This is a genomic window from Pseudomonas sp. TTU2014-080ASC (genome assembly GCF_001446935.1).
GTDB lineage: Bacteria > Pseudomonadota > Gammaproteobacteria > Pseudomonadales > Pseudomonadaceae > Aquipseudomonas.
Window position 1 is genome coordinate 1 of record NZ_LKKK01000007.1, and the last position, 780, is coordinate 780.

Annotated in this window: 1 protein-coding gene; it reads left to right on the forward strand. The window is 60.1% G+C overall.

The genetic code is table 11. From position 1 onward, the window contains the following. A partial coding sequence (locus AO726_RS10295; protein ID WP_241492096.1) for an Ig-like domain-containing protein occupies window positions 1-780 on the forward strand: 780 nt, incomplete at both ends.

The following is a 780-nucleotide window of genomic DNA, read 5'->3' on the forward strand; positions in this document are numbered from 1 at the left end:
CCGTGACTGACGCCAATGGCAAGTGGGCGATGCAGCCGAACCCGCTGGCTGACGGCGAAGAAGGTAAGGTCACTGCAACTGACCCGAGTGGCAACATCAGCGGCGAAACGGCTACCGGCAAGGCTGACCTGATCGCGCCGGATGCACCGGTGATCGAGACCAATAACGAAACCGGTCTTGGCGGTAGTGCCGAGGCGGGTGGCACCATCGTGGTCAAACTGCCGGACGGCAGCACACTGACGACAACCGTTGATGAAAACGGTCATTGGTTGATTCAGCCGAACCCACTGGATGATGGTGAAAGCGCCAACGTCACCGTGACCGACGAGGCTGGCAACATCAGTAAACCGGTGAACACCGGTGGCTCCGATGTGATTGCTCCGGATGCTCCGATCGTAGAGAGCAACAACCTGGGTGGTCTGACCGGTACAGGTGAAGCCGGTAGCACCATCACCCTGACCAAGCCGGACGGCAGCACGGTCACCACCGTGACTGACGCCAATGGCAAGTGGGCGATGCAGCCGAACCCGCTGGCTGACGGCGAAGAAGGTAAGGTCACTGCAACTGACCCGAGTGGCAACATCAGCGGCGAAACGGCTACCGGCAAGGCTGACCTGATCGCGCCGGATGCACCGGTGATCGAGACCAATAACGAAACCGGTCTTGGCGGTAGTGCCGAGGCGGGTGGCACCATCGTGGTCAAACTGCCGGACGGCAGCACACTGACGACAACCGTTGATGAAAACGGTCATTGGTTGATTCAGCCGAACCCACTGGATG